Here is a 19,691-nt window from a genome sequence, read left to right on the forward strand (position 1 = left end):
CTCATTACTGAGCCTTTTTCCATTAGTCATCGAAGTTATAGCTTCTTGATAAATCGGCTTTCCACTTCAATGGTGAATTCGTTGCTCTTATCGGTGAGTATAAACTGAATTGTCGTAATCGCAGAGTTTAGCTTGTCAGGATCGGCACCAAGACTCATTGGCAGGTTCAATACCTCACCTGGCTGGACCTGAATTGTCTGCTTACCATACCAGCTTACATCGGATAGCCCTTCAACATCCAACGAGTACTCTTGCACTTGCTGAGTTTTGTTGATCACCTTGAGGGTGTAGGTGTTTTCTACTTCTCCCGAGCTATTAACGCGGAACAGTTGGTTACGGTCGCGAATAACACTCATGCCGGCTGGGTCTACCGCTGCAATTTGGGCAAAGAAAAGACCGACCATGACGAGTAGTACGGCACCATAGCCTAGCAGCTTCGGACGCATGACTTTGGTACTCTTACCCGATAAGCGATGCTCGGTGGTGTAACTAATTAGGCCTTTCTCGTAGCCCATGCGATCCATGGTGTTGTCACACGCATCAATACAGGCGCCACAGTTGATACATTCATACTGCAAGCCGTCACGAATATCGATACCTGTTGGGCACACCTGCACACACAAATCACAATCAATACAATCACCCAAACCAAGCTGCTTTGGATCGGCTTTACGCGGACGTGGGCCACGTTTTTCCCCACGTTTTGCATCGTAGCCAACGATGAAGGTGTCTTTATCAAACATGGCAGACTGGAAGCGCGCGTAAGGACACATGTGAATACACATGATGGAACGCATCCAACCAGCATTACCATAAGTACAAATGGCAAAGAACATTACCCAAAAGACGGGCCAGAAGTTGGCGTTAAAGGTGAAAAAGTCGATAACCAATTGCTTCATTGGTACGAAGTAGCCAACAAAAGTAAAACCAGTGGCGAGTGCAATGGCAAACCAAGCTATATGTTTGACGGCTTTACGCATCGCTAAATTCGCCGTCAGCTTATTGGAGTCTTGTTTACGGCGTTTATTGGCACTACCTTCGAGCTTCTCTTCAAACCAGATATACATGAAGGTCCAGACGGTTTGTGGGCAGAGATAGCCACACCAAACCCGACCTAAGAAGGTGGTAATAAAGAACAACCCAAACGCCGCGATCACAAACAGCAAGGCGAGTAGGGTAAGATCTTGTGGGTACAGGGTGGTACCGAAAAAGTTGAACTGCTGGTTGCCAATATCAAGCAAGATCGCTTGACGTTCACCGTAAGGGATCCACGGTATCAAAGCGAAGAGAAGCAGTAAGAACCAACCACCGTAACGACGCAGTTTCTGGTAAGTCCCTTTGCTTTCGCGTACATAGATGCGATTACTTGGGTTGAACCGATCCCCGTTTCCTTTATGGGTTTTGGGATTATAGGTTTTAGGAGTCACATCTTTGATATCGATCTTGTCCTGACTCATGCACTCATCCTTCTTAGGCTTTTATAATGTACGGCGTCATTTCTATTGATGTCGCTCGATGACATTGCTGCTCGTTCCGTCATAAAGATGACCGAACATAATTATTTTAGTAAATACTGATGAACGGCGATTATACAATCAATAACAATTCCGTTTCTTTAACGCAGTCAATGTTTAACAACAAAAATCAGTACAGTTAACCTGATAATTGGCTGAACAGTTATAACCAATTGTGGGACTAAAAACTTTGGTTATAAAAAAGCGACTCACAGAGAGAGTCGCTTAAAGAATACTGGCTGTTGAGCTGGTTATTTGATGATGCCACGAGCGCGTAGGATCGCCGTTTTAAAATCGTCCTCTTGGTCTTTTTTGAGTCCAGGGATCATTTCATCTTTGCTGCTATTACGCATTTTAAGGTGGTAGATCAGTACATCGTCGGTCAGATCTTCTAGCTTTCCTTTATAGCCTGCTTCTTTTGCCAGCTTAACGATGAACTGCAAGAGGTTCAGCTCTTGATCTTTATGCCATTCAGGCTCTAGTAGCTCAAGCAGCTCTTCAATGCGATGACACTTCATTTCTTTCTCCACAGAATTTATAGGTGTAATTAGCAGTAAAGGTACCAAATTGCTTTGCTAAGACCAAATAGGAAAAACTATCTCTTTCTCTGTAGTTTGTTTTATGTCTTTGAAGTTTTATGAATAGCGCGCAAAGAAAAAAGCGCAGCTGGCGCCGCGCTTTTGATTAAGCTGCTTTGATAACTTTGGCCGGAACACTCGACATCATTGCTGTCTTCTCAACCAATGTCATTGCTGGCGCAACTTGCTTTGCCTTTGGTGCAGTAGTAAAGCCACTGCGGCGGCGCATTGCACTAGTATTAGTGTGTGCGAACCTGACTGTTGTTGGGCGCATTAATTTACCTAACTGTCAGGCATATCCATTGCCGATGTAATGGCCTGAATCATTATGAGCTAGGCTCCAACAAGATTGAAGAATCACTCTTCTGGCTCTCGCCAATCCAGTTAATGAGTCAGGAATACCGATATGCATGCATATCAAGTGTAAGATTAGCATCCTTGTAATAATTGGTCGATAGTTGAGCAATTGAATTGTTTAGATTTTGTCATTTTGTCGCGATGTTCGAGGCAATTTTTGTTTGATCCCACGATCAGCAGTAGTAGTATGAGATCTCGATGAAGGAGGTGCCTATGTCATTTTTGAAGAAGACACTTGCCAGTTTTGGGATTGGGAGCGCGAAGGTCGACTCAATCTTAAACCAAGACGTGCTATACCCAGGTCAAAGTGTGGATGTGTCTATCCATGTATATGGTGGTGCGACTGAACAAGCGATCGACAACATTGATTTAAAACTCTGTTGCCGCTACATCGCAGAAGCCCCTGATGACCGTGGTGCGCGAGAAGGACACAGCATGCGCCGAGTACCTCAAACTCATGTGCTTGCTAAGTGGAGTCTCCCTTACGCATTTACCATCCATTCCGGCGAAGAGCGTACCTTCGATGTTAAGCTCGATGTGCCTTGGAACACGCCTATCACCATTGGTGATGCCAAAGTATGGTTAGAAACCGGCTTAGACGTTGCCGCTGCTTTGGATCCGACTGATAAATACATCCTCACCGTTCGACCTGATCCACTGATGGATGCGGTACTATCTGCATTTGAAGCGCAAGGTTTACCAATTCGCCAGGTGGAATGCGAGGAAGTGAAAGGATTCGATCTACCATTTGTGCAAGAGTTTGAACTGGTGCCAACCGACGGACCTTACCACGGCGTGTGGCGCGAATTAGAATTTGTTGCCCACCGCAGTGAGCAAGAGCTCAAGTTGTGGTTTGAAGTTGACCGCACACGCAAGGGGCAAGGTGGCATGCTCGCGAGCTTACTGAGTAGTGGCAAACTCAAGCGAGAGCTGACCATTCCTGCCACGACTAAGCCAGATCAAGTTGGCGAACTGGTACTCAATTATCTCGATCAAACTACTGCCGTTCATGAGTCTTAATTTAAGCTTACACGTGTAAGCCTAATGTGCCATACTAGAGCAAATTTCAAACTCTAGTATAGGCGCATTGATGTCCGAGCTGCAGAAACCTCAATACAGTCAACGTGAAGAACTGGCCAATACCATCACCCACGGTATAGGGATGATTTTTGGTATTGTTGGCTTGATACTGCTGTTAGTTAAAGCCATAGACCATCAAGCTGACACTTTAACGCTTACCAGTATGGCGATTTATGGTGCGAGTATTATCGTGCTATTTTTGGCCTCGACGCTCTATCATGCGATCCCTCATCCCAAAGCGAAACGTTGGCTAAAAACCTTCGACCACTGTGCTATTTATCTTTTGATAGCAGGCAGCTATACCCCTTTCTTGTTAGTCAGCTTAAGAACACCTCTAGCATTTGGGTTGATGATCGTTATTTGGAGCATTGCGTTGATCGGCATCATCATGAAAGTTGCGTTCGTCTATCGATTTAAAAAGCTTTCTTTGATGACGTATTTGGTGATGGGATGGTTATCGTTGATTGTGATTTATCAGTTGGCGATCAACTTGGATGTCGGCGGACTTACACTGCTTGCCGCTGGTGGAATTGTGTATTCACTGGGCGTGATTTTCTACGTTGCGAAGCGCATTCCCTTTAACCATGCGATTTGGCACGGCTTTGTTTTGGCTGGCTGCGTGTGCCATTTCTTTGCTATTTATTACTTTGTTGAGCCTATCTAGCCGATAGGCTCAACAAAGAATATTAAACACGTATTAGCGAGTTTTTACCTCTAGCACTTTGGCAGAAAACTGGTATTGCTGTGATTGCGGTACAGCCAGTTTTATGCTCTTACCTTGCTCCGCTTGCTGAGGTCGCAGGTAGGTATCCGCCATGCGCTTGATGGATTGCCAAACAGTCACGTTTTCTTTTGCCAGTTGCTGACCAGACATATCAAACACTTGCACCTCAACTTCCACTTGAATGACAGATTGAGAGCTTTGGTTAGTGATTGATGTAGGTAAAACAAGCTCACCGCTTTGATAGCTTGCTGAACCAATCAATACATCCACACCTGAATCTGATAGCTGCATGGTTGGCTTTTTGGCGTTTACCACCACGGTCGTGCCAACGGTTTTCGTTATCACTGGGATTGTCGCAATCGCAGGAGCTGCGATTGTTTCAACTACGCTTGCTGTTGTTTGTGTCTCCGTCGCTTGCTGCGCCGTTTTTTTCATGACGTATTCCCAGGTAAAGTCATCGTTCAACTTCACTTCTCGACCATCGGCTAAAGTGATGACCTCGGCGGCGTATGTGGATGAGGCGGCAAGTAGGGTCGCCAGAGTAATCCATGTTTTCATTGTTATACCTTTTAATTAGAGTCTGCTTAGCGGCGCCAAAACGCAGGAAAGAACAGTACAAGAATAGTCAGAATTTCCAAGCGGCCCATTAACATCCCAAAGCTTAAGAGCCATTTGGCAGTATCGGGCAGAGGCGCGAAGTTGCCTGTCGGGCCAATCACACTGCCCATACCAGGGCCAACATTGGCAACGGCGGTGATTGAGCCAGAAATACTGGTCACAGGGTCGAGGCCAAGTGCACTTAAACAACCCGCGATAAAGATAATGGTGATAAAAAACATCAAGCCAAATGCCACCACTGAGCGAACAATATCATCATTCACCGGTCGCTGGTTATAACGCTGTACAAACACCCCTGAAGGGTGAATCAACTTCATCATTTGTTTGTTTAGCAGCGTCATCGCAATTTGGAAGCGGAAGATTTTGATCCCGCCAGACGTTGATCCTGAGCATGCTCCCGCCATCATTAAGAATGCGAAAAGAGTTGTGGGTAATGCGCCCCATGCGGTGAAGTCTTCTAAGCCAAAGCCAGTTGTGGTGACGACAGAGACAATATTAAACATCGACACTCGCAGGGCATCCAAAATGGTGTACCCATCTCGAATCACTAGCCAAGCTGAAATCACTAAGCTTGAGAATACGAACAGGTACGCAAATCCTCTAACTTGAGCGTCGTTAACCAACACATCAATACGGCGTTTACGTAATGCGGCGATAAAGAGCAAAAACGGCAAACCACCTAAGAACATAAAGGTAGTGGCCACCCAATGTGCGCCATTAGAGAAGTGGTTCATTGACCCATCAGATGTAGAGTATCCACCCGTCGATAGCGTAGTAAAGGCATGGTTGATTGCTTCGAACAGGTTCATGCCGGTGATCAAGTAGCCCAAAATACATAGGCCCGTTAGCATCAAATAAACCGCTACGATGTTTTTGGCGACCGTTTTCGCTCTTGGACTACTTTTATCCGACCAATCTGATGATTCGGTTTGGAATAGCTTCATACCACCGACATTCAGCATAGGTAACACTGCTACCGCCATCACGATAAAACCAATGCCACCAAGCCATTGTAAAATAGAGCGCCACAGCAATATGCTCGGCGCCATGTTGTCTAGGCCACTGAGCACCGTTGAGCCCGTCGTGGTGATACCCGACATCGTTTCGAAGTAGGCGTCGGTGAAGCTGATGTGGTTGATAAACACAAATGGCAAGGCGGCAAACGCACTCGCGATGGTCCAAACCAAACTGGTGATGAGGAACATATCGCGTACGCTGAGTTTGAACTTGGCGGTTCGACCTATCGTTAGGCAGATGAAGGCGGCAAGGTGCGTGATCACAACGGCTTGGGCGAAATCGAGGAATCCCCCCGTACCGGTAAAGAAAGCGACCAAAGTCGGCACGTACATAAACAGGGCCAGTTTGGATAAAACCAGCCCGATAACAAACAGTACGGGACGTAAGTTGACCATAGGAAAATCCTAGAGGAAGAATGGACTCGGCTGGAATAGCGCTTCGACGTCTGATACGTATTTTTTGTTGACCAGGAACATCACCACATGGTCATCCTGCTCGATGACCGTACGGTCGTGGGCAATAAGAACTTCTTCGCCACGAACGATAGCACCAATGGTGGTCCCAGGTGGAAGCTTTATATCTCCAATCGCACGTCCAACCACTTTAGATGTACTTTCATCACCGTGAGCGACGGCTTCAATCGCTTCCGCAGCACCGCGGCGAAGTGAGGACACGTTTACGATATCAGCGCGACGAACGTGCGTTAGCAAGGCTGAAATAGTGGCTTGCTGAGGTGAGATTGCTACATCAATTACGCCGCCTTGTACCAGGTCTACATAAGCGCCACGTTGGATCAGCACCATCACTTTTTTAGCGCCCATGCGTTTTGCCAACATTGCAGACATGATGTTGGTTTCATCTTCGTTGGTCAGCGCGATGAAAACGTCGACTTGGTCGATGTTCTCTTCCGAGAGAAGCTCTTGGTCTGCCGCATCACCGCAGAACACGATGGTGTTTTCTAGTTGCTCAGAGAGCTTTTCTGCACGCTGGTAGTTACGCTCAATCAGCTTCACGCTGTAAGTTTGCTCTAGGCGTTTAGCCAAGCTTGCGCCGATGTTACCCCCGCCAACAATCATGATGCGGCGGTACGGTTTTTCTAGACGCTGAAGCTCACTCATCACTGAGCGAATATGATTACTTGCTGCAACGAAGAACACTTCATCGTCGGCTTCAATAATCGTGGTGCCTTGTGGGCGAATCGGGCGACCCTGGCGGAAAATAGCCGCCACACGGGTATCGATGTGCGGCATGTGCTCACGCAAAGCAGACAGCGCATTACCCACCAGCGGGCCACCATAGTAGGCTTTCACCGCCACTAGGCTGACTTTCTGTTCAGCAAAGCTCACCACTTGCAGCGCGCCTGGGTATTGGATCAGACGTTCGATGTAGCTCGTGACGAGTTCTTCTGGTGCGATAAGGTGATCAACAGGAATAGCGCCAGATTTAAACAGGGCTTCTTTTTCTGCCAAGTATTCTGGAGAGCGAATACGTGCAACGCGGTTTGGGGTATTGAATAGAGTGAACGCGACCTGACAGGCAGCCATGTTGGTTTCATCAGTGTTGGTTACTGCGACGAGCATATCGGCGTCTTGCGCGCCAGCTTCATGCAGCACGTCTGGGTGGCTCGCATGGCCATTGACCACACGCAGGTCGTATTTGTCCTGCAATTCACGCAGTCGGTCGGCATTATTGTCGACGATGGTGATGTCGTTGTTTTCACCCACTAGGTTTTCTGCCAGTGTGCCGCCAACCTGACCTGCACCAAGAATAATGATCTTCATACTCTTTTCTCGTATCTGAAAAAGGCGATTGAAATCACTTCAATCGCCCTATTTAGCATGCTGTTACGCGTGTGTTTTAGTTAGCACTGCGTAGTAGAAACCATCCATATCTTCTTCGCCTGGTAGAATTTGACGACCAGGCTGGTCGGGATCAGAATCCAGCAGTTGCGCATCCGCGGTACGTGCTAAAAACGCTTTTACTTGCTCCACGTTTTCTTGCGGTGTGATTGAACAAGTCGCGTAAACCATGGTGCCGCCGGGTTTCAGTTGCGTCCACATGGCATCAAAAATTTCACTTTGCAGCTCTGCTAATGCGGCGATGTCGTCTGCACGACGTAGCCATTTGATGTCTGGGTGACGACGAATCACGCCAGTCGCAGAACATGGGGCATCCAGCAAAATGCGATCAAATTGCTCGCCTTGCCACCATTCTTGTGGATTACGCGCATCACCGCAAACCACTTTTGCCTGAAGGTTGAGACGCTTCAGGTTTTCATGCACACGTTTCAAGCGTGTGTCGTCGCAGTCAATCGCGACCACTTCACTGCCCGACGTGCGCTCTAGAATGTGCGCAGTCTTGCCACCTGGCGCAGCACAGCAATCTAAAATCAGTTCGCCGTCTTGTGGTTTTAGGTAGTTGATCGAAAGCTGCGCCGCCGCATCTTGTACCGAAACCCAACCTTTATCAAAACCAGGTAGCTTCATCACGTCACATGGTGTGGCCAATTTTATGGCGTCCATTGCTTCTGTGTGTGGCGTGCTATCAATGTTTTCATTTTTGAGCAGCGCAAGGTATTCATTTCGAGTGTGGTGTTGGTGATTTACACGGAGCCACATTGGTGCTTTTTGGTTGTTCGCTTCAACTATGCTTTCCCATTGCTGTGGGTAGGCCTCTTGCAGCAGTTTTAGTAACCAGCTTGGGTGACCGTACTTGCCAGCGTTGTTGCTGACGGCCATTTGGTCGAGTTCTTCTTGGTTGCGCTGGTAGTTACGCAATACAGCGTTAATCAAACCACGCAGACGAGGACCTTTCAGCTCTTTAGTGCCTTCAACCGTTTCACCGACAGCTGCGTGCGCAGGAATGCGCATGAAGCTCAGTTGGTAAATACCAACCAGAATTAGGTGATGGAATACACGTTGTTTGCCTTTTAGCGGCTTATCCATCAATTGGTTTGCGATCATTTCTAGGCGAGGTAGGTAACGTAGCGCACCGTAACAGATCTCTTGTAACAGAGCGTGGTCACGAGGTCGTACCGTTTGTTGAGCCGCTGGAAGAGCGCTTGAAAGTGAGTGGCCCTTGTCGACGACAAGATACAGGACGTTAGCAGCCGCAGCGCGAACATTCATGATGAGTACCTTAAAGTAAAGGAGGGCATCTCTGCCCTCTAAAAGTTCGTATAATTGGGGATAATAACCCCTAGTATGGCTTAAACCAGCAGAGTGCCAACTTCAAACCAAGCCGCACGCGAATTCAGAATATCCTGAACTGACATGGCTTTTTTGCCAGGAACTTGCAGTTGCTCTAGCACCAGTACGCCGTTGCCTGTCGCAACATAAATACCGGTTTTATCTGCTTGTACGATGGTGCCGGCTGGCTTGTCACTGGTTTGCTCTGCCACACGGCTTTGCCATACTTTGATGCTGTTTTCTGCCGCCTCAAAGTGGCTCATTGGCCATGGGTTAAATGCACGAACGCAGCGCTCAATGTGCGCCGCATCGTCGTTCCAGTTGATGCGTGCTTCTTCTTTGCTGAGCTTTTTCGCGTAGTTCGCGAGCTCATCGTCTTGCTTCACTGGCACTGCTTTACCCGCAGCAATGTCTGCTAGGCAGTCAATCAGGGCTTCTGGGCCAAGCTCAGCCAATTTTTCGTACATTGAAGCGCTGGTATCTGTCGCTTCGATTGGCAGAGTTGCAATCTTCAGCATATCACCAGTGTCGAGACCGATGTCCATCTGCATGATGGTCACGCCAGTTTCTGCATCGCCCGCCCAAATAGAGCGTTGGATTGGAGCCGCACCACGCCAACGAGGTAGGATAGAACCATGTACGTTGATACAACCCAGTTTAGGGGTATCAAGAACCGCTTGTGGCAGCAGCATACCGTACGCCACGACAACCATGAGGTCGGCGTTCAGATCGGCAAGTTCTTGTTTCGCTTCGTCGGACTTAAAGCTTTCAGGTTGGTAAACCGGGATATTGTGTTCTAGCGCCAGTTGTTTTACCGGTGGCGCAGCCATTTTTTTGCCACGACCCGCTGGACGATCTGGGTTTGTGTAAACCGCGATGACTTCATGCTCCGAAGACAACAACGCCGCCAAGTGACGGGCGGCGAAATCCGGAGTACCTGCAAAGACAATTCGTAAAGACTGACTCAAGGTAGACTTCCTTCTAATTGGTATGGTTCGAGATTAAGCGTTTTGCTGCTTCTCGTTAAAGCGTTTGATTTTTGCTAGCTTGTCCTGAATGCGTTTGCGTTTCAGTGGCGATAGGTAATCCACGAACAGCTTACCTTGTAGGTGATCAAGCTCGTGTTGAACACAAATCGCTAGCAGGTCGTCGGCTTCAAAGGTGAACTCTTTGCCATCACGATCCAGTGCTTTAACGGTAACTTCTGCAGCGCGAGGCACAAGTGCGCGTGCACCTGGTACCGACAGACAGCCTTCTTCGATGCCATCTTCGCCACGCTTTTCCAGAATCTCAGGGTTGATTAGCACCATCGGCTCATCGCGAGTTTCTGAAATATCAATCACTACGATACGTTTGTGGATATCAACCTGCGTTGCAGCAAGGCCAATACCTTCTTCGTCGTACATGGTTTCAATCATGTCATCGACGATTTTTTGAATCTCAGGTGTCACCGCTTCAACAGGCTTTGCGACTGTGCGCAGGCGATCATCCGGGAATGTTAATACTTGTAATACAGACATATTCACTCGAAATATTGAACTGTGCCGAAACAGCACAAACCTTGTTGGCTCAATTCTAGACATTTTATAGCCTAAATGACAGCATCCTTGCACCAATTTCCATTCTGGTTCCTGCTTAATAGACCAAGGACGAGGGTCATGAATCGAATTTTCCGCAACGTTGCCAGTGTTACGTTGCCGTTACTTTTCTCTTTCAACGCTGTAGCAAATGTGGATGCAAACCCACTGACTGTTAAAGATGATGCGCCACAAACATATGTAGTCGTGAAGGGCGATACGCTATGGGATATTTCGGCCATGTACTTGGATAGCCCGTGGTTGTGGCCTCGTTTATGGCAAGTAAACCCGGAAATCGACAACCCTCATTTAATTTATCCCGGTGACAAGCTGTCTTTGGTGTGGATTAACGGTCAGCCCGTATTGAGCCTAAAACCGGTTAAGAAGCTGAGCCCGAAAGCACGTATCACGGAAAAGAAAGCGGTACCAACGGTCGCGGAAGGTTTGGTGATGCCTTACCTCAAATCGGATCGGTTGCTGGATCAAGATGCGTTGAACAGTGCAGCAAAAGTGATGGGTAGCAGCAAAGGCAGTAAGTATCTGACTGCAGAAGATGTGCTGTATATCAATGGTAATCAGACCGCGACAGGTTGGGCTATTTACCGACCAGTAGCTACCTTTTCGCGTGACGATGTGTCCGAAGAGATTACCGCGCTGCGTTTGATTGCCAAAGGCGAGCTCGTTGAAGCTTCGAGTGATTATTCAGGTTTGAAGCTTACATCGCAGATGCAAGAAATTCTACGTAACGATATCGCGTTGCCAAATCAATCGGTTGAGAATACTGACTTCACGACTACGTTCTACCCGCTGCCGTCGCCACAAGGCAGTTCGGCAAAGTTGCTAGGTAATATCGAAGGTATTCGCTTTAGTTCAACTAACCAAGTCGTGGTGATTGATAAAGGCACGTCAGACAATCTGAAGCAAGGCAGTGTGTTTGATTTAAAAGAAGACGCGCACCCAGTTTACAAAGACGGCGATGAGTTCAAGAAAGAGTTTGGCGTGCTTGATAAGAAAATTACTTTGCCTCAAAGCAAAGTTGGTGAGTTGCTGGTCATTCGTCCTTATGAGTACTTTAGCTTGGCACTGATCACTAACAGTACGAAACCCATTAACCAAGATATTTCGGTGGTGTCACCGTTGGCGGACGAATTAACCATCGATGAATCGACGAAATAACGATGATCTCGATGCCTGGTTAAAACTGAGTTGTTTACCAGGCATTGGCGGCGTCAAAATGAATAAGCTACTGGCAAGAGACACGCCACGTAACATCGTAAACTTCTCTCCTGAACAGCTACAACAACTTGGGTTAACAACTAAGCAAATTCAAGCTTGGGCTTCAACAGATAAAGAAGTCGATGCTTGTTTAAGTTGGCTTGAGGCTTCTACAAATCATCATATCCTGACACTGACTGACCCGCGTTATCCACCTCAACTCAAACAAATCGTTGCGCCGCCACCTCTACTTTTTGTTCAAGGAAACCCTGCTTGTCTTTCTCTGCCACAAATCGCGATGGTTGGCAGCCGAAATGCGAGTATTGATGGATTACAGCATGCACGTCAGTTCGCTGCAGAGTTTGTTCAGCACGATTTTATTGTCACCAGTGGTCTCGCTTTAGGCATTGATGGTCATGCGCATGATGGTGCGTTGCAAGCGGGTGGTAAGACGATTGCGGTGCTAGGATCTGGCTTAGCAAATATTTATCCGGCACGTCATCGTGGTTTAGCGCAACGTGTTATTGAACATGGGGCTTTGGTGTCTGAGTTTCGGCCTAATGCCAAGCCGCGCCCAGAAAACTTCCCGCGTCGTAATCGTATTATTAGTGGATTATCGCTTGGTGTACTGGTCGTCGAGGCGGCGAAAAAGAGCGGCTCGTTAATTACAGCTCGTTACGCGCTTGAGCAAGGTCGAGAAGTATTTGCGCTGCCAGCGTCAATCAATGCCCCCAATGCTTGCGGAGGAAACCAGTTGATACGTCATGGCGCTTGCCTCGTAGAAAAGACGAAAGATGTCTTAGATGAAATACAGTCCTTGCTTGATTGGTCTATTAATCAGAGTACCGATTTATTTTCTACGTTAAATGAAGAAGAAGAATTGCCATTTCCTCAGCTGTTAGCTAACGTAGGAAGTGAAGCTACACCGGTTGATATTCTTGCAAACAGGACCAATATACCTGTCCAAGAAGTCATGATGCAGCTCTTAGAGTTAGAACTCTCTGGGCATGTCGTTGCGGTTTCAGGTGGCTATATTCGAAAGGGGAGGGGCTAGCTATGATGATGGATATACTGATGTATCTATTCGAAACCTACATCCATAGCGATGCAGAGTTACAGGTCGAACAAGACGAGTTGGAAGAAGAATTGCTCCGTGCAGGCTTCCAACAAAAAGATATCTACAAAGCCCTTGTCTGGTTAGAAGAGCTTGCCGCATTGCAGCAAAGTGACACCTCTTCTGCAATCTCGACTTGCATGGCTTCGTCATCAACTCGTATCTACACAGCGAAAGAGATGCAGCGTTTAGATTTGGAATGCCGAGGATTTCTATTGTTTCTCGAGCAAATCAATGTGTTAACCACAGAAACTCGCGAAATGGTGATTGACCGAGTGATGGGATTAGAAACGAGTGAGTTTGAGCTTGAAGACCTCAAATGGATCATTCTGATGGTGCTGTTTAATGTGCCTGGCAACGAAAACGCTTACACGCTAATGGAAGAGCTGTTGTACACCAAGGAACAAGGGATTCTTCACTAACCATCTGGGCAAGTTCGAGTTTAGCCAGAATAAACGCGAGCTTGTCTTTTTGTGTGTTTTTCACGAAACGGTAAGTATGAGTAGTAAAATCGACAACACCCTTTTCTCTGCCCATGAACACGCTTTGGAGCACGAGCCGTGTCCAAAATGTGGTGGTGAGCTGACTCTCAAGCACGGAAAACATGGCCCATTTCTCGGCTGTAACCATTACCCAAGCTGTGATTACATTAAACCGCTACACAGCAATGATGGTCACATCGTGAAAGAGTTGGGTGTGCCTTGTCATGAGTGTGGCAATGAGTTGGTACTCCGCCAAGGGCGCTACGGTATGTTCGTTGGTTGTAGCCATTACCCGGCTTGTCATCATATTGAGTCGATTAATCAACCTGAGCCAGAGGCGCAGTCACAAGAGCAACACGCTTGCCCTGAATGTGGCAAAGGACATTTGGTGGAGCGTAAAACCCGATTTGGCAAAACATTCTACGCATGTGATAACTACCCTAAATGCAAATTTGCAGTGAATCTCCCTCCGGTTAAAGGGAGATGCGAAGAATGTGGTTTTACTTTGTTGGTGGAGAAGAAACTCGCCAGTGGTGTGAAATTGCAATGTGCCAACCGTAAGTGCCAGCACACCCAGCAAGGTTAAATGAATTAAAGGAATTGAAAAGGGTCGCATCGTGCGACCCTTTTTTGTTTTTTTGCTGCCAAACGTTAGTGTTGAGGCTGTTTAGCGAACGCTTGCACGGCTGGGAAAGCTATTGGGTCTAAGATGTCTGCCAGGGCGCACAACCTACGGTGCAATTCTCCTGGGTAGTCGCCACACACGTTGATGTGTCCCATCTTGCGACCTGCACGTTTCTCTTTGCCATACCAATGAAGGTGGCAACCATCCATTGATAACAATGCATCTGGTAGTGTGTCTTCACCAAGAATATTGATCATTGAGGTTTCACGAACCAATTTCGTACTACCTAATGGTAAGCCGCACACTGCGCGCAGATGGTTTTCAAACTGACACGTTTCTGCACCTTGCTGTGTCCAGTGACCAGAGTTGTGCACGCGTGGAGCAATCTCATTCACTAAAAGTGCCCCATCGACATCAAAGAACTCAAGCGCTAATACGCCAACGTAATCTAGGCTATCTGCGACAGCCGTGAACATTTGCTTTGCTTGTTCCTGTAACCCTGGCGCATCAATCGCAGTAGAAAGACTCAATACACCGTTGGTGTGAACATTCTCTGCCAGAGGGTACACTTCCACACTGCCATCTTTGCTTCGAGCACCAACCAGTGATACTTCGCAGTTAAAAGGAACAAACTCTTCAGCAACAATCGCTTGAGTTGGTGTTGCCGCGATGCACTCTGCCATCTCAGTCCAAATGTCGTCGACTTGAGAAGCTTCTTTTAAGCGCCATTGGCCTTTACCATCGTAGCCACCCAATGCACTTTTCAGAACCATTGGCATACCAACGTGTTCAATTGCGCGGTCAAAGTCTTCACGAGTTTCAATGACGTAGTATTTCGCGTTGCGCACGCCAGCATCATCAAGCAGTGCTTTTTCAATACGGCGATCACCACCTGCTTTGATGGCTTGCGTACTTGGTAGGAACTTGCCGCTCGCTTCGCAAACTTTGAGCACGTCATGTGGAATATGCTCGAACTCGGCAGTAATCACATCAACTTGCGTAATCGCATTTTCCAAGCCATGGCCAAGTACCTGTTGAGTTAAAGGGTGGACGACATCACCGCTGCTGACATCGTAAGCTGAAATTTGAATATTCAGTGGCGCACCAGCCAGAGACATCATACGAGCCAACTGACCCGCACCAAGAACCAGTACATGCATCTGATTAATCCTCTGCAGGGTTTGGATTTGCGAGAACTGTTTCCGTTTGCTCATTACGGAATGCTTCTACCTTCGCCATGATGTTTTCATCATGAGTGCCTAGGATTTGCGCTGCTAGGATACCGGCGTTTGCTGCTCCCGCTTCGCCAATCGCCAATGTACCAACCGCAATTCCCTTTGGCATCTGTACAATAGAAAGCAGTGAATCCATACCTTTCAGTGCACGAGACTGAACGGGAACCCCAAGCACTGGCAAACTAGTAAACGCCGCCGCCATACCTGGTAGGTGGGCTGCACCACCTGCGCCTGCGATGATAACTTTGATGCCGCGTTCTTTTGCGCTACTAGCGTAGTCAGCCAGTAATTGAGGAGTTCGGTGTGCTGACACGACTTTTGTTTCGTAAGGCACGCCAAATTGCTCTAGCATGTCCGCTGCTAGTTTCATGGTTGGCCAATCGGATTTAGAACCCATGATGATACCGACTTTCATCTCAAACTCCTTTAAGCTGCAAAAATTAGGTGAGCTATAAATTTGTGCGCATTATACGGGGATTTTTATCTCAAGCAAACGTTTGCGTCTTGTTGTTGGCGCTATTGATACATTTTATAAAAAAATTGCTTTAGTGTCTGAGAATGAATATTTGTACACTTAGTGAAAACAACACAGTCAAACAAATAGGAAGTAATCGGTGGATAACTTTGAACAAGTGCTCAACGCACTCAAGCAAGGCGAAGTGATTGCCTATCCAACAGAAGGGGTTTTTGGTGTCGGATGTGATCCAGATAACCCAGAAGCAATTCAAAAGCTATTAGAGCTCAAGCAGCGTCCGGTAGAAAAAGGGCTGATTCTCATCGCGGCAAGTTATGATCAGCTCTTGCCTTATATTGATGAATCTCAGTTGACTGAAGAACAATTACAGACTGTTCATGCCACTTGGCCAGGCCCATACACTTGGATCATGCCAGCGAGCGATAAAGTATCCAACTGGGTTTCAGGGCAGTTTGATTCAATTGCGGTTCGTGTGACTGATCATCCTTTGGTGCAAAAAATGTGTAATGCATTCGGAAAGCCGTTAACCTCTACCAGCGCGAATCTTTCCGGCTTACCACCGTGTATGACCACGGAAGAAGTCGAAGAGCAGTTGGGTGATAAGCTGGTCGCCATTCTTCGTGGCGAGACCAGCGGTCGTGATAAACCCAGCGAGATTCGTGACGCCAAAACTTCACAAATATTAAGACAGGGTTAACCCTGCTAGCCAGCCATCATTAGGTTTCACGTAATAGGTAATAACATATGTCAGCGATCGATAAGCACGCCGTAAAGCAGTTCTTGATGTCACTTCAGGACTCCATTTGTCAGCAGTTAGAACAAGAAGATGGAAAGGCCGTCTTTGTCGAAGATGCATGGCAACGTGAAAAAGGAGAGCGACTGGGTGGCGGTGGTCGCTCACGTGTTTTGCGTGATGGCCTTGTTTTCGAGCAGGGAGGCGTGAACTTCTCGCATGTGGAAGGGAAAGAAATGCCAGCATCTGCGACAGCGCATCGCCCAGAGCTAGCGGGTCGTCGTTTTGAAGCGATGGGTGTTTCTTTGGTTATTCACCCTAAAAACCCTTACGTACCGACTTCACACGCCAATGTCCGCTTCTTTATTGCAGAAAAAGATGGCGAAGACCCAATTTGGTGGTTTGGTGGTGGTTTTGACCTAACGCCGTTCTATCCATTTGAAGAAGATTGCCAATCATGGCACGACACTGCAAAACTGCTTTGTGCGCCATTTGGTGACGATGTTTACCAAGAGCATAAAGCATGGTGTGACAAATACTTCTTCCTACCACATCGTAATGAAACTCGCGGTGTTGGCGGTTTGTTCTTTGATGATCTAAACCAGTGGGAATTTGATAAGTGTTTTGCTTACATCAAAGCAGTGGGTGAAGGCTATTGCCAGGCTTACTTGCCGATCGTTTCTCGTCGTAAAGAGATCAAGTATGGTGAGCGTGAGCGTGAATTCCAACTATATCGTCGCGGCCGTTACGTAGAGTTCAACTTAGTGTATGACCGTGGCACCTTATTTGGTTTACAAAGTGGTGGGCGTACTGAGTCGATTCTGATGTCAATGCCGCCGCTCGCTCGCTGGGAGTACTGCTACGAGCCAGAAGCGGGATCGCCAGAAGCTGAACTTTACGAGCGATACCTAACGCCCCGAGAGTGGTAAGCACGGAATCTCCTTTTCTATATAGATAGATAGTGATAGGGTCATCTGTAATCAGGTGGCCCTGTTTTCTCTATATCTAAGTAAGGAACAAAGGTAAGGAAATGACCCAGCAAATCGATCGCTATGCCGTGTTTGGTAATCCTATCGGACACAGTAAGTCGCCATTCATTCACACCTTGTTTGCTCGTCAAACTAATCAATCTTTGGTGTATACCGCAGAAAGTGCACCTGTTGATGGTTTTATTGACGCGGCGAAGGTGTTTTTTGCTGAAGGTGGCAAGGGGTGCAACATCACTATGCCATTTAAAGAAGATGCTTATCAATTTGCTAGTCGATTGACAGAACGGGCTCAGTTAGCAGGCGCGGTAAATACCCTCAAGAAGTTAGACGATGGTGAAATCATCGGTGACAACACTGATGGTGCAGGTTTAGTGCAAGATCTGCTTCAGCATCAGGTTGTATTGGAAGGTGCGCGAATCCTAATTATTGGTGCTGGTGGTGCAGCTCGTGGTGTTATTAAGCCACTACTCGATCAAAAGCCGACCTCTTTAACCATTACCAACCGTACCTTTAGTAAAGCACAAGAGCTCGCAGAGCTGTTTGTCTCTCACGGTCCTATCCTCGCCAAAGAGATGGCAAGTATTGATGAAGAGTATGATGTCATCATTAACTCCACATCCGCTTCTCTTAGTGGTGAACTGCCGACTATTTCATCCTCCATCTTTGCCGCTAACAGTACAAGCTATGACATGATTTATGGCAAAGGGGTGACGAGCTTTAACTTATGGGCAAAAGAGAATGGTGCCGCTCATGCGTATGACGGTCTTGGAATGTTAGTTGGGCAGGCTGCGGAAAGCTTTATGCTCTGGCGTGGCTTACGTCCTGGTGCCAAACAAATTCTCAGAGAACTAAGAAAGAATCTTGAAGGTCAATAAGCGATGAATCAATCCATCTTATTCCCAGATATTCAATCATGGGATGAAGTATCACAATCGGTAAACTTTTCGGCGCAACAATCAGGCGCACTAATAGAGTGCTTTGTGACGAAACAAAAGTTAGAAAAGCTCAGTGGTTCACTGATTGAAACTGAGCAAGCGGCAATTAAAGTGTTTACTGATTACAGATTCGACCTAGAAGAAATGGCTGAAGAGCTAATAGAAGATGAAGCCTTCAACGAAGAAGGCCATATCATCATCGGTTAACAGGGTTTTAGTTCAAGTCTTTTACTTCATTTAAGTAGTCGTTTTTGTTCTGCACATAGTTGTTGGCAGACTTTTGCAAGAAAGCTCGTTCTTTTTCTGATAGAGGGCGAGCTTGTTTTACTGGGCTTCCAACATATAAGTAGCCACTTTCTAATACTTTCCCAGGTGGCACTAAACTGCCTGCTCCGATCATCACCTCTGACTCAATTACAACAGCATCTAAAACAATAGCTCCCATACCAACCAAAACACGATCGTGGATCTCACAACCGTGCAGCATCACTTTGTGGCCAATCGTAACGTCATTACCAATAATCAATGGGTAGCCGTTTGGGTTTTCGGCGTTCTTATGGGTGACATGCAAAACACTGCCATCTTGAATATTCGTTCGATCACCAATGTGAATGTGGTTTACATCGCCTCGCGCTGCTACCAATGGCCAAATGCTAGAATCATCGCCAATTCGGATATCACCGACTAAAACAGAGGTTGGGTCAACGTAAACACGCTCACCAAGTTCAGGCTTTATACCTTTGTAGCTTCTCATTGAGCTCATCTTTTTTCCTTATTCAGGGCGATTACAGGGTGTATGGAGGTAGAATAGTAGTGAAAACTCGCCTTTTAGAATAAAAAACACCCAAACGATAAAAAAATCAAAAAAAACGAGAAAAAGGGCTTGCCAATGTGATCGCAATCTCTATAATGCCACCTCGCTGACACGGCAACGCTTCGAAGCTTAAGTTTCGAAAGTAAGAAGCCAAGTTAGCAAGCCAAGTTAGCCAAGCGGAAACGCTTGAAGAAAGTTTGAAAAAAGTGATTGACACTAAACTTTAACTCGCTAAAATGGCCGTCCTGTTTTGAGCGAAGCTCAACAGGAAAGCTCTTTAACAATATAGACCTATCAATCTGTGTGGGCACTCGTTGATGATAATCCAATTAGATACCTCGGTATCAAATTAGGTTTCAATGATACGAAGTGACCATTGAATCGAAAGATTCAGCACAGTCAATTCAAACATTACTTCTGC

General features: G+C 46.9%; 22 protein-coding genes. 10 read left to right on the forward strand and 12 right to left on the reverse strand.

The window, feature by feature from the left end:
* Nucleotides 1-35 precede the first annotated feature (35 nt).
* From ccoG to R8269_RS18390, 3 genes are all read right to left on the reverse strand, one after another.
* Entirely contained in the window at nucleotides 36-1,457 is a 1,422-nt protein-coding gene (ccoG, locus tag R8269_RS18380; protein ID WP_005379038.1) for a cytochrome c oxidase accessory protein CcoG, read from the reverse strand.
* 308 nt (nucleotides 1,458-1,765) lie between these two features.
* Nucleotides 1,766-2,032: a YihD family protein gene (locus R8269_RS18385; RefSeq protein WP_005379040.1), complete on the reverse strand. Its 267-nt coding sequence runs from the start codon at nucleotides 2,030-2,032 to the stop codon at nucleotides 1,766-1,768.
* Nucleotides 2,033-2,198: 166 nt separating this feature from the next.
* The gene (locus tag R8269_RS18390) at nucleotides 2,199-2,366 is read right to left on the reverse strand and encodes a hypothetical protein (RefSeq protein WP_005379043.1); all 168 of its coding nucleotides are present in this window, start codon (nucleotides 2,364-2,366) and stop codon (nucleotides 2,199-2,201) included.
* Nucleotides 2,367-2,662: 296 nt separating this feature from the next.
* On the opposite strand from R8269_RS18390, the gene R8269_RS18395 reads away from it, so the two are divergent.
* Nucleotides 2,663-3,469 (forward strand): sporulation protein, encoded by an 807-nt coding sequence (locus tag R8269_RS18395; protein WP_318222608.1) that lies wholly within the window; start codon nucleotides 2,663-2,665, stop codon nucleotides 3,467-3,469.
* Nucleotides 3,470-3,539: 70 nt separating this feature from the next.
* Nucleotides 3,540-4,193, forward strand: coding sequence for a PAQR family membrane homeostasis protein TrhA (gene trhA / locus R8269_RS18400; protein ID WP_005379047.1), 654 nt, complete (start codon nucleotides 3,540-3,542; stop codon nucleotides 4,191-4,193).
* 33 nt (nucleotides 4,194-4,226) lie between these two features.
* Here trhA and R8269_RS18405 read toward each other — a convergent pair whose 3' ends face one another.
* The 6 genes from R8269_RS18405 to def all read right to left on the reverse strand — a co-directional run bounded on the left by R8269_RS18405 (nucleotide 4,227) and on the right by def (nucleotide 10,596).
* Nucleotides 4,227-4,811, reverse strand: a complete 585-nt coding sequence (locus R8269_RS18405) for a DUF3157 family protein (RefSeq protein WP_017821574.1) — start codon at nucleotides 4,809-4,811, stop codon at nucleotides 4,227-4,229.
* A gap of 26 nt (nucleotides 4,812-4,837) precedes the next feature.
* Nucleotides 4,838-6,283 (reverse strand): TrkH family potassium uptake protein, encoded by a 1,446-nt coding sequence (locus R8269_RS18410; protein ID WP_017821575.1) that lies wholly within the window; start codon nucleotides 6,281-6,283, stop codon nucleotides 4,838-4,840.
* A gap of 9 nt (nucleotides 6,284-6,292) precedes the next feature.
* Nucleotides 6,293-7,669 (reverse strand): Trk system potassium transporter TrkA, encoded by a 1,377-nt coding sequence (gene trkA, locus R8269_RS18415; RefSeq protein WP_005379062.1) that lies wholly within the window; start codon nucleotides 7,667-7,669, stop codon nucleotides 6,293-6,295.
* Nucleotides 7,670-7,732: 63 nt separating this feature from the next.
* Nucleotides 7,733-9,016 (reverse strand): 16S rRNA (cytosine(967)-C(5))-methyltransferase RsmB, encoded by a 1,284-nt coding sequence (gene rsmB / locus R8269_RS18420; protein ID WP_258477514.1) that lies wholly within the window; start codon nucleotides 9,014-9,016, stop codon nucleotides 7,733-7,735.
* Between the two features lie 80 nt (nucleotides 9,017-9,096).
* On the reverse strand, nucleotides 9,097-10,044 hold the full coding sequence (gene fmt / locus R8269_RS18425; RefSeq protein WP_054579447.1) for a methionyl-tRNA formyltransferase: 948 nt from the start codon (nucleotides 10,042-10,044) through the stop codon (nucleotides 9,097-9,099).
* 33 nt (nucleotides 10,045-10,077) lie between these two features.
* Complete coding sequence (gene def, locus R8269_RS18430) at nucleotides 10,078-10,596, reverse strand: peptide deformylase (protein WP_005379068.1); 519 nt, start codon at nucleotides 10,594-10,596, stop codon at nucleotides 10,078-10,080.
* Between the two features lie 138 nt (nucleotides 10,597-10,734).
* On the opposite strand from def, the gene R8269_RS18435 reads away from it, so the two are divergent.
* The 4 genes from R8269_RS18435 (at nucleotide 10,735) to R8269_RS18450 (ending at nucleotide 14,050) form a co-directional block, all read left to right on the forward strand.
* Complete coding sequence (locus R8269_RS18435) at nucleotides 10,735-11,829, forward strand: LysM peptidoglycan-binding domain-containing protein (protein ID WP_017635610.1); 1,095 nt, start codon at nucleotides 10,735-10,737, stop codon at nucleotides 11,827-11,829.
* A complete protein-coding gene (gene dprA, locus R8269_RS18440; protein ID WP_248487139.1) occupies nucleotides 11,813-12,922 on the forward strand; it encodes a DNA-processing protein DprA in 1,110 nt (369 codons plus the stop codon). The genes R8269_RS18435 and dprA overlap by 17 nt, the downstream gene beginning before the upstream one ends.
* Before the next feature lie 2 nt (nucleotides 12,923-12,924).
* The gene (locus tag R8269_RS18445) at nucleotides 12,925-13,404 is read left to right on the forward strand and encodes a DUF494 family protein (RefSeq protein WP_005379074.1); all 480 of its coding nucleotides are present in this window, start codon (nucleotides 12,925-12,927) and stop codon (nucleotides 13,402-13,404) included.
* Between the two features lie 76 nt (nucleotides 13,405-13,480).
* Complete coding sequence (locus R8269_RS18450) at nucleotides 13,481-14,050, forward strand: type I DNA topoisomerase (protein ID WP_258477501.1); 570 nt, start codon at nucleotides 13,481-13,483, stop codon at nucleotides 14,048-14,050.
* Nucleotides 14,051-14,115: 65 nt separating this feature from the next.
* Here the strand turns inward: R8269_RS18450 and R8269_RS18455 are convergent, their stop codons facing one another.
* Together R8269_RS18455 and purE are read right to left on the reverse strand one after the other, a co-directional pair.
* Nucleotides 14,116-15,249, reverse strand: coding sequence for a 5-(carboxyamino)imidazole ribonucleotide synthase (locus R8269_RS18455; RefSeq protein ID WP_226084079.1), 1,134 nt, complete (start codon nucleotides 15,247-15,249; stop codon nucleotides 14,116-14,118).
* Between the two features lie 4 nt (nucleotides 15,250-15,253).
* The gene (purE, locus tag R8269_RS18460; RefSeq protein WP_226084078.1) at nucleotides 15,254-15,739 is read right to left on the reverse strand and encodes a 5-(carboxyamino)imidazole ribonucleotide mutase; all 486 of its coding nucleotides are present in this window, start codon (nucleotides 15,737-15,739) and stop codon (nucleotides 15,254-15,256) included.
* Between the two features lie 199 nt (nucleotides 15,740-15,938).
* On the opposite strand from purE, the gene R8269_RS18465 reads away from it, so the two are divergent.
* The 4 genes from R8269_RS18465 to R8269_RS18480 all read left to right on the forward strand — a co-directional run bounded on the left by R8269_RS18465 (nucleotide 15,939) and on the right by R8269_RS18480 (nucleotide 18,663).
* Nucleotides 15,939-16,496, forward strand: a complete 558-nt coding sequence (locus R8269_RS18465) for an L-threonylcarbamoyladenylate synthase (protein ID WP_005379084.1) — start codon at nucleotides 15,939-15,941, stop codon at nucleotides 16,494-16,496.
* A gap of 47 nt (nucleotides 16,497-16,543) precedes the next feature.
* Nucleotides 16,544-17,461, forward strand: coding sequence for an oxygen-dependent coproporphyrinogen oxidase (gene hemF / locus R8269_RS18470; RefSeq protein ID WP_017821583.1), 918 nt, complete (start codon nucleotides 16,544-16,546; stop codon nucleotides 17,459-17,461).
* Between the two features lie 101 nt (nucleotides 17,462-17,562).
* A complete protein-coding gene (gene aroE / locus R8269_RS18475; protein ID WP_017821584.1) occupies nucleotides 17,563-18,396 on the forward strand; it encodes a shikimate dehydrogenase in 834 nt (277 codons plus the stop codon).
* A gap of 3 nt (nucleotides 18,397-18,399) precedes the next feature.
* On the forward strand, nucleotides 18,400-18,663 hold the full coding sequence (locus R8269_RS18480) for a DUF1488 domain-containing protein (RefSeq protein ID WP_005379090.1): 264 nt from the start codon (nucleotides 18,400-18,402) through the stop codon (nucleotides 18,661-18,663).
* Between the two features lie 7 nt (nucleotides 18,664-18,670).
* On the opposite strand, the gene R8269_RS18485 is transcribed toward R8269_RS18480, so the two are convergent.
* Entirely contained in the window at nucleotides 18,671-19,219 is a 549-nt protein-coding gene (locus tag R8269_RS18485; protein WP_005379096.1) for a gamma carbonic anhydrase family protein, read from the reverse strand.
* Nucleotides 19,220-19,691 lie beyond the last annotated feature (472 nt).

The sequence above is a fragment of the Vibrio sp. Vb0667 genome, assembly GCF_033391095.1.

Coding starts and splice junctions, on each gene's coding strand:
- R8269_RS18405 (WP_017821574.1), bottom strand. CDS start 4,811: ATGAAAACATGGATTACTCTGGCGACCCTACTTGCCGCCTCATCCACA.
- purE (WP_226084078.1), bottom strand. CDS start 15,739: ATGAAAGTCGGTATCATCATGGGTTCTAAATCCGATTGGCCAACCATG.
- aroE (WP_017821584.1), top strand. CDS start 17,563: ATGACCCAGCAAATCGATCGCTATGCCGTGTTTGGTAATCCTATCGGA.
- R8269_RS18480 (WP_005379090.1), top strand. CDS start 18,400: ATGAATCAATCCATCTTATTCCCAGATATTCAATCATGGGATGAAGTA.
- R8269_RS18385 (WP_005379040.1), bottom strand. CDS start 2,032: ATGAAGTGTCATCGCATTGAAGAGCTGCTTGAGCTACTAGAGCCTGAA.
- R8269_RS18450 (WP_258477501.1), top strand. CDS start 13,481: ATGAGTAGTAAAATCGACAACACCCTTTTCTCTGCCCATGAACACGCT.
- R8269_RS18390 (WP_005379043.1), bottom strand. CDS start 2,366: ATGCGCCCAACAACAGTCAGGTTCGCACACACTAATACTAGTGCAATG.
- trhA (WP_005379047.1), top strand. CDS start 3,540: ATGTCCGAGCTGCAGAAACCTCAATACAGTCAACGTGAAGAACTGGCC.
- rsmB (WP_258477514.1), bottom strand. CDS start 9,016: ATGAATGTTCGCGCTGCGGCTGCTAACGTCCTGTATCTTGTCGTCGAC.
- R8269_RS18395 (WP_318222608.1), top strand. CDS start 2,663: ATGTCATTTTTGAAGAAGACACTTGCCAGTTTTGGGATTGGGAGCGCG.
- trkA (WP_005379062.1), bottom strand. CDS start 7,669: ATGAAGATCATTATTCTTGGTGCAGGTCAGGTTGGCGGCACACTGGCA.
- ccoG (WP_005379038.1), bottom strand. CDS start 1,457: ATGAGTCAGGACAAGATCGATATCAAAGATGTGACTCCTAAAACCTAT.
- def (WP_005379068.1), bottom strand. CDS start 10,596: ATGTCTGTATTACAAGTATTAACATTCCCGGATGATCGCCTGCGCACA.
- R8269_RS18485 (WP_005379096.1), bottom strand. CDS start 19,219: ATGAGCTCAATGAGAAGCTACAAAGGTATAAAGCCTGAACTTGGTGAG.
- R8269_RS18410 (WP_017821575.1), bottom strand. CDS start 6,283: ATGGTCAACTTACGTCCCGTACTGTTTGTTATCGGGCTGGTTTTATCC.
- R8269_RS18445 (WP_005379074.1), top strand. CDS start 12,925: ATGATGATGGATATACTGATGTATCTATTCGAAACCTACATCCATAGC.
- R8269_RS18455 (WP_226084079.1), bottom strand. CDS start 15,249: ATGCATGTACTGGTTCTTGGTGCGGGTCAGTTGGCTCGTATGATGTCT.
- R8269_RS18435 (WP_017635610.1), top strand. CDS start 10,735: ATGAATCGAATTTTCCGCAACGTTGCCAGTGTTACGTTGCCGTTACTT.
- hemF (WP_017821583.1), top strand. CDS start 16,544: ATGTCAGCGATCGATAAGCACGCCGTAAAGCAGTTCTTGATGTCACTT.
- dprA (WP_248487139.1), top strand. CDS start 11,813: ATGAATCGACGAAATAACGATGATCTCGATGCCTGGTTAAAACTGAGT.